The following is an 8684-nucleotide window of genomic DNA, read 5'->3' as shown; positions in this document are numbered from 1 at the left end:
CCGCCTGACCCCGCAACGCCTCCGCACTCCGCGCCGACACCACCCACGGCACCACACCCCCCACACCCACACCCACACCCACCACCGGCCCCACAACAACCGCCCCCGGAGCCTCCTCCACAATCACATGCGCATTCGTCCCCGAAATCCCGAAGGAGGAGACGGCGGCCCGGCGAGGGTGGTCGGTCTCGGGCCAGGTAGCCCGTTCCCGTAGCAGCGAGACCGCGCCCGCCGACCAGTCCACATGCGCCGACGGCTCCTCGATGTGCAGCGACGCCGGCAGCACCCCGTGCCGCATCGCCATCACCATCTTGATCACACCCGCCACACCCGCAGCAGCCTGCGTGTGCCCGATGTTCGACTTCACCGAGCCGAGCCACAAAGGCCGCTCGGCCGGTCGGTCCTGGCCGTACGTCGCCAACAGCGCCTGCGCCTCGATCGGATCGCCGAGCGTCGTACCCGTGCCGTGGCCCTCGACGACGTCGACGTCCGCGCTCGTCAGTCGGGCGTTGGCGAGTGCCTGTCGGATGACGCGCTCCTGCGACGGGCCGTTCGGTGCCGTCAGACCGTTGCTCGCCCCGTCCTGGTTCACCGCCGAGCCGCGGACCACGCCCAGCACCCGGTGGCCGTTGCGCCGCGCGTCCGACAGCTTCTCCAAGACGACCAGCCCGACCCCTTCCGACCAGCCGGTGCCGTCGGCCGCGGCGGCGAACGGCTTGCACCGTCCGTCGGCGGCCATGCCCCGCTGCCGGGAGAACTCGATGAAGCCGCCCGCGGTGGCCATCACGGACACCCCGCCCGCCAGCGCGAGCGTGCACTCGTCCTGCCGCAGCGAGTGGCACGCGAGGTGGATCGCGGTCAGCGACGACGAGCAGGCGGTGTCGACCGTGACCGCCGGACCTTCGAGCCCCAGCGTGTAGGCGACGCGGCCGGAGATCACACTGCCGAGGTTCCCGGTCCCGACGTACCCCTCCACCTCGCTCGTCAGATCGCCGATGACGGACAGGTAGTCGTGCGAGCTGACGCCGGTGAACACCCCGGTCTCGCTGCGGCGCAAGACCTCCCTCGGCAGCCCGGCCCGTTCGAACGCCTCCCAGGCGCACTCCAGCAGCAGCCGCTGCTGCGGATCCATCGCCAGGGCCTCGCGCGGGCTGATGTCGAAGAAGGCCGCGTCGAACTGCACCGCGTCGTCGCAGAACCCGCCCTCGGTCACGTACGTCTTGCCGTGCCGGTCGGGGTCGGGGTCGTACAGGTCCGCGGCGTCCCAGCCCCGGTCCGACGGGAAGCCGCCGATCGCGTCGCCGCCGTCGGCGACCAGCCGCCACAGGTCCTCGGGGGACCGCACGCCGCCGGGGTAGCGGCAGGCCATGCCGACGATCGCGACGGGCTCCGGCTCCGCGGACTCGACCTCCCGCAGCCGCTGACGGGTCTGCCGCAGCTCGGCGGTGACCCACTTCAGATGGTCGAGGAGCTGTTCCTCATTCGGCACGGAAACCCACGCTCCTCCGGCTGGCCTGGTTCGCCTGGTTCACCTGGTTCACGACTTTCCGAACTCCTCGGAGATGAGGTCGAAGATGTCTTCCGCCGTCGCGCCCGCGAGGTCGCGGTGCGCGGCGGAGCGCTCCTCCGCGGCATCGGCCCCGTTCCACTTCGCCAGCAGCAGCTCCAGCCGCCGGGTGACCCGGCGCCGGGCGGCCGGGTCCAGCGCGGCGGGCTCGACCGCCGCGTCCCACCGCTCCAGGCCGGACAGGACGCCGCCCTCGGACGTGTCCTCCGCTTCCGCGCCCAGGTGCTCGCGCAGCACCTCGGCCAGCGCGCCGGGCGAAGGGTGGTCGAACACCAGGGTCGGCGGCAGCGTCAGACCGGTCGACGCGTTGAGGCGGTTGCGCAGCTCGACCGCCGTCAGCGAGTCGAAGCCGAGCTCCTTGAACGGCTGGCCGGGCGGCACGGCTTCCGGGTCGGGGTAGCCGAGCACCGCCGCCACCTGCGCTTGCACATGGCGCAGCAGCAGCGTCCGCCGCTGCTCCGGGGTCCCGGCGCCGAGCTGTCGCAGCAGCGGTGCGCCGCCGTCCGCCGCACCGTCCTGCCCGTCGTCCGCCCCGCCCGCCCGCGGCCGGACCAGGTCCGACAGCAGAGGGCTCGGCCGGCGGGTGGTGAGCGCGGCGGCGAACTTCTCCCACGCGATGTCCGCCACGGCCAGCGCGGTGTCGCCCCGGTCCAGCGCCAGCGCCAGGGACTTCAGCGCGGGTCCGGGATCCAGCGGGGCGAGCCCGCGGCGGCCGAAGTAGGCGACTGCCGTCTCGTCCGACGCCATCCCGGCCTCGCCCCAGGGCCCCCAGGCGATGCTGGTGGCTTGCAGGCCGAGGCCGCGGCGGTGTTCGGCGAGCGCGTCGAGGTAGGCGTTGGCCGCCGCGTACGAACCCTGGAGTCCGCTGCCCCAGGCAGCCGCCCCGGAGGAGAAGAGGACGAAGGCGCTCAGGTCCAGGTCGCGCGTCAGCTCGTGCAACAGGCCGGCCGCGTGCGCCTTGGGCCGTAGGACCGTCTCGACGTGCGGCAGTTCGAGACCGGTGAACGGCATGTTCTCCGCAATGCCGGACGCGTGGAACACGGCGGTCAAAGGATGCTCCGCCGGAACGTCGTCCAGCAGGGCGCGCAGCGCGGCCCGGTCGGCGACGTCGCACGCGACGACGGTGACCCGGGCGCCCCGCGCCTCCACGTCGGCGGCGAGTTCGGCGGCGCCGGGCGCTTCGGGGCCGCTGCGGCTGACCAGCAGCAGATGCGGTGCGCCCCGGTCCGCCAGCCAACGGGCGACGTGGCCGCCGATGCTGCCGGTGCCGCCGGTGACCAGGACCGTACCCGCGGGCCGCCAGCCTCCGCGCTCGTCGTATGACGCACCATCGAGGGCCAAGGACCCGTTGGCGGCGGCACTGGAACCATTCGCACGAGAACCGTTCGCACCCGCGCCGTTCAGGGGCGAGCCATCGAGGGGCGAGCCGTTCAGGGCCGCGCCGGTTCCGTCGCTCCCGGCCGGCGCGCGGTGCAGCCGTCGGGCGTACGTCCCCGAGTCCCGCAGGGCGACCTGGTCCTCCGGTTGCCCGTACGCGAAGAGCGCCGCCAACCGGTCAGGCAGATCCGCGCCCGGCGCTTCGGGCAGGTCGACCAGCCCGCCCCAGCGCTGCGGCTCCTCCAGCGCCGCCACCCGGCCGAGCCCCCACACCTGCGCCTGGACCGGCCGGGGCAGCGGATCCGCGGCGGAGACGGCGACCGCGCCTTGCGTCAGGCTCCACACCGGCACCTCGACGTGCGCGTCCCCGAGCGCCTGGACGAGCGCCGTGGTGGCCGCGAGGCCAGTCGACACCGAAGGGTGGTCGGCGTGCGGCGACTGGTCGAGCGCCATCAGACTGGCGACGCCCGCCAGCGGTTCCGCGCCGTCCAACTGCGCCACCAACTCCGTCAGCTCCGCCCGGCCGACGTCCGCCGGCCCCAGGGTGCGGACCTCCACCGCCGTGGCGTGCCGCGCCAACGCTTCCCGTACGGCCGTCACCGCCGGACCGTCCTCGGCACCGGCCGGCGCCAGCAGCAGCCACCGCCCGGGCAGGGGCTGCGGATCGACGGGCGCGTCCACCGGCGTCCACACCGCCCGATAGCGCCAGGAGTCCAACACCGACTGCTCGCGGTGCACGCGCCGCCAGTCGGACAGGAACGGCAGCGCGGGCCGCAGGCTCTCCACCGCCGCCGCGTCGCCGTCCAGGCGCAACGTCCTGACCAGCGCGTCGACGTCCCGCTCCTCGATCGCGTGCCACAACCGGGCCTCCGCCGGATCGACGACCCCGGCCGCGGGCCCGGCCTCCGCCGGCGGCTCCACCCAGTACCTGCGGTGCCTGAAGGCGTACGTCGGCAACGGCACCGTCCGCGGCGCCGGCTCGACGGGGAACAGCGACGCCCAGTCGACGCGGGCGCCCACCGCGAAGGCCAGCGCCAGGGACCGCAACACCTGGCCGCGGTCACCGCGGTCCCGGTGCAGCGTCGGCACGGCGGACGCCGCGACCCCGGCCAACTCGAAGCTCTCCTGCATCCCCAACGTCAGTACCGGATGGCTGCTGACCTCGATGAACACGCGGTGTCCCGCATCCAGCAGGGCCTGCACCGCGTCCGCGAACCGCACCGGCTCACGCAGATTGCGCACCCAGTAGTCGGCGTCCAACGCGGCCGTCTCCAACAGCCCGGCCGTCACCGTCGAATAGAACGGCACCTCGCCCCCGACGGGCAGCACACCGGACAACGTCGACGCCAACTCGTCCGTGATCAGGTCGACCTGCGGGCCGTGCGACGCGTAGTCCACGTCGATCAGACGCGCCCGCACCCCCTCCTCCACGGCCTGTGCCACGACCGCCGCGACCTGCGCCGGAGGCCCCGACACGACGGTGGACGACGGCCCGTTGACCGCCGCCACCCCGACATCGGGGCCCGCCTCGGCCAACAGCTCCACCACGCGCTCCCGGCCGGCGGCCACCGATGCCATCGCGCCACCGCCGGCCAACTGCCGAAGCGCCTTGCTGCGCAGCGCGACGATCCGCGCACCGTCCTCCAACGACAGCGCACCGGCCACGCACGCCGCAGCGATCTCACCCTGGCTGTGGCCGACGACGGCCCCCGGAGTGACGCCGTGGTCGGCCCACACGGCGGCCAACGACACCATCACGGCCCACAGCACCGGCTGGACCACGTCCACCCGCGCCAACTCGGCCCCGTCCCCGCGCAACACCCCGGTCAGCGACCAGTCCACGTACGGGCCGAGCGCCCACTCGCACTCGGCGATCCGCTCCGCGAACACCGGCAGCGAGTCCAGCAACTCGGCACCCATGCCGACCCACTGCGAGCCCTGCCCGGGGAACACCAGCACCGCACCGACGTCCGAAGCCACCGCAGGCACCCCCGGGGCGACCACGCCGGGGTGCGGTACGCCGTCTGCCAGCGCTGCCACGCCCGCCGCGAGCGCGTCGAGATCCCCGCCGACCACGACCGCCCGGTGCTCGAAGGCCGATCGCGTACTCGCCAGCGACCAGCCCACGTCCAGTGGCGACGGCACGGCACGCGCCGTAGGGGACGACGGTCCGGAGGGCGTCGCCACGTGCGCGGCGAGCGCCGCGGCCTGGGCGCGCAGGGCCTCCGCGCTCCGCGCGGCCAACGGCCACGCGACCGCGCCCAACGGCGGCACGCCTTCCCCGGCCCCGGAGTCGCCGGCCCCGTCTCCGGCCTTGTCATCGGCCGGGTCCTCGGGTGCCTCCTCCAACAGCAGATGCGCGTTCGTGCCGCTGATGCCGAACGCCGAAACCCCGGCCCGCCGCGGGCGCTCCCCGCGCGGCCACTCCTCGGCCGCGGTCAGGAGCCGCACCGCGCCAGCCGACCAGTCGACGTGCGGGGTGGGCTCGTCGATGTGCAGCGACGCAGGCAGCACCCCGTGCCGTAGCGCCTCCACCATCTTGATGACCCCGGCGACGCCGGCCGCGGCCTGGGTGTGCCCGATGTTCGACTTCACCGAGCCGAGCAGCAACGGCCGGCCGTCGGCCCGTTCCCGGCCGTACGTCGCCAGCAGCGCCTGCGCCTCGATCGGGTCGCCCAGGGCCGTACCGGTCCCGTGCGCCTCGACCACGTCCACCTCGGACGCCGACAGCCGGGCGTTGGCCAGGGCCTGTCGGATGACGCGCTCCTGTGACGGGCCGTTCGGTGCCGTCAGCCCGTTGCTCGCCCCGTCCTGGTTGATCGCCGAGCCACGGATCACGGCCAGCACCCGGTGCCCGTTGGCCTGGGCGTCCGACAGCCGCTCCAACAGCAGCAGCCCCGAGCCCTCGCCCCACGTCAGACCGTCCGCGTCCGCCGCGAACGCCTTGCAGCGGGCGTCCTTGGACATCCCGCGCTGCCGGGAGAACTCCACGAACGCACCGGGCGTCGCCATCACCGTCACCCCGCCCGCCAGGGCCATGGAGCACTCGCCCTGGCGCAGCGCCTGCGTGGCCAAGTGCGTGGCCACCAGCGACGACGAGCAGGCGGTGTCCACCGTGACCGCGGGCCCTTCGAGACCGAAGGCGTACGCCACCCGGCCGGAGACCACACTGCCGATGTTCCCGGTGGCGACGTAGCCCTCCACGTCGCTGGGCGTGATGTTGATCAGCGACAGGTAGTCCTGCGACGTGACGCCGGTGAACACGCCCGTACTGCTGCCCCGCAGGACGTCCCGGGTCAGCCCGGAGCTCTCGAACGCCTCCCAGGCGCACTCCAGCAGCAGCCGCTGCTGCGGGTCCATCGCCAGTGCCTCGCGCGGCGAGATCCCGAAGAACTCCGCGTCGAACCCCGGAGCTCCGTGGACGAAACCGCCCTCCCGGACGTACGTGGTGCCCGGGTGATCGGGGTCGGGGTGATAGACGAGGTCCAGGTCCCAGTTGCGGTCGGTGGGCATCGGCGTGATCGCGTCGCCACCGGAGACGACCAGCTCCCACAGCTCCCGCGGACCGCTCGCACCACCGGGGTAGCGGCAGGCCATGCCCACGATCGCAATCGGCTCGTCGTGCTGCCCCGGCGCCGCCGCCCGCACCGGGGCACCCGCGGCGGCCGTACCGCCGCCGAGCAACGCTTCGCGGATGTGGACGGCGACCGCCTCCGGCGTCGGATGGTCGAAGACGAGGGTCGCTTCCAGCTTCAGTCCGCTCGCCTCGCTGAGCCGATTGCGCAACTCGACCGCCGTCAACGAGTCGAAACCCAGCTCCTGGAACGGCTGCCCCGACGGCACCGCGTCCGCGCCGGCGTGCCCGAGCACGGCCGCAGCCTGCGTCTGCACCAACCGCAGCACCGCGTGGTGCTGCTGAGCCGGCGACGCGTCGGCCAACTGCCGCTGCAAGGGACTGTCCCCGCCCCCGGTCCCGGACGCGTCCGCCTCCTGCTCGCTGTCGTCGACCGAGCCCCGGGCCGGTCGGGCCAGGTCGACCACCAGCGCACTGGGCCGCTGCGTGGTGAACGCCGCCGGGAACCTCTCCCAGTCGACGTCCGCCACGGTGAGCGTCGCGTCCCCCGCGTCCAGCGCACCTCGAAGCGAGGCGATCGCCCGGCCCGGCTCCAACGGGGTCAGACCCAGATGACCGAAGTACGTCACGGCGGCGTCGTCGGCGGCCATGCCGATCTCGCCCCAGGGGCCCCAGGCGATGCTGGTGGCGGGCAGGTCGAGGCCGCGGCGGTGTTCGGCGAGCGCGTCGAGGTAGGCGTTGCCCGCTGCGTACGCGCCCTGCTGACCGCTGCCCCAGGTCGCCGCCCCCGAGGAGAACAGCACGAAGGCGGAGAGGTCCAGATCGCGCGTCAGCTCGTGCAGGTGCGCAGCACCCAGCGTCTTGGCCGCCAACACCTCACCCAGCCCGTACACGTCCATCTCGGTCAGGCCACCGATGCCGGCGGTGCCGGCGGTGTGGAAGACGGCGGTGAGGGGGTGTTCGGCGGGGATGTCGGCGATGAGGGTTTTGAGTGCGGTGCGGTCGGCGGTGTCGCAGGAGACGACGGTGACGCGGGTGCCGTGTGCGGTGAGGTCGTTGACGAGTTCGGTGGTGCCGGGTGCGTCGGGGCCGCTGCGGCTGGCCAGAATCAGGTGCGGTGCACCGGCCCCGGCCAACCACCGCGCCACGTGGGCACCGATGCTCCCCGTCCCACCCGTGATCAACGTGGTGCCTTCCGGCTGCCATCCGTCGGCGGACGCATGAGGCGAGCCCGCGCGCTGGAGTCGCCGCCCCAGCACGCCCGAGGCGCGTACCGCGACTTGGTCCTCGGCTGGGCCGGCAGCGAGCACCGCGGCCAAGCGGACCGGTGTGCGGTCGTCCGTGGTTTCGGGGAGGTCGATGAGTCCGCCCCAGTGGTGGGGGTGTTCGAGGGCGGCGACTCGGCCCAGTCCCCAGGTCTGGGCTTGTGTGGGGTGGGGGAGTGGTTCGGTGGGGGTTACGGAGACGGCTCCGCGGGTCAGGGACCACAGGGGTGCGTCGATGCCGGCGTCGCTCAGGGCTTGGAGCAGCAGCACGGTACCCATCAGCCCCGCCGGCACGGCCTGATGGTCCGGGTGGGCCGACTCCTCAAGCGCCAGCAGGCTCAGCACACCAGCCGGCGCATCGCCGCCAGCCGCCTCCACGATGACCTGCGTCAACTCTTCAAGCCGCAGATCGATCGTGTCGACCGATTGCACGACCGCCGTGGCTCCGTACGCGCCGAGCGCGGACGCCGCCGCTTCGACGGCCGGATCCGACTCGTGCCCCGCCGGTACGACGACCAGCCAGCGCCCGCTGAGCGCGGGCGCGGCGGTCTCCGGAAGGTGCTGCCAGCCGACCCGGTAGCGCCAGGCGGCGAGCGATGCCCGCTGCCGGCGTTCCCGACGCCACGCCGACAGGGTCGGAAGCAGTTCGCCCAGCGTCGTCAAATGCTCCGCGGGGGAGCCGAGAGTACGGGTCAGGGCCTCCAGGTCCCCTTGCTCCACCGCATCCCAGAACGGCGAGTCGTCAAGCCCTCGGGTCGCTACCGAACTCGCCTCCGGAGAGGTGGCGGCAAGCCAGTAGCGCTCGTGTTGGAAGGCGTAGGTGGGGAGGTCGGTGGTGTGGGGTGTGGTGGTGGTGTCGTGGGTGGTGAACCATGCGCGCCAGTCGACGTCGGTGCCGTGG

General features: G+C 73.6%; 2 protein-coding genes. Both read right to left on the bottom strand.

The annotated features are described in order from the left end of the window. A partial coding sequence (locus ABZ842_RS38425) for a beta-ketoacyl synthase N-terminal-like domain-containing protein (RefSeq protein WP_361548418.1) occupies positions 1-1489 on the bottom strand: 1489 nt, incomplete at its 3' end. A gap of 48 nt (positions 1490-1537) precedes the next feature. Next, positions 1538-8684 (bottom strand): SDR family NAD(P)-dependent oxidoreductase (locus ABZ842_RS38420; protein ID WP_361548415.1); only part of this gene is annotated, 7147 nt, incomplete at its 5' end.

Origin of the sequence: Streptomyces sp. NPDC047315, assembly GCF_040643215.1 — a bacterium.
In the GTDB taxonomy this organism is placed as follows: domain Bacteria; phylum Actinomycetota; class Actinomycetes; order Streptomycetales; family Streptomycetaceae; genus Streptomyces.
This window is presented reverse-complemented; position numbering and strand designations above follow the sequence as displayed.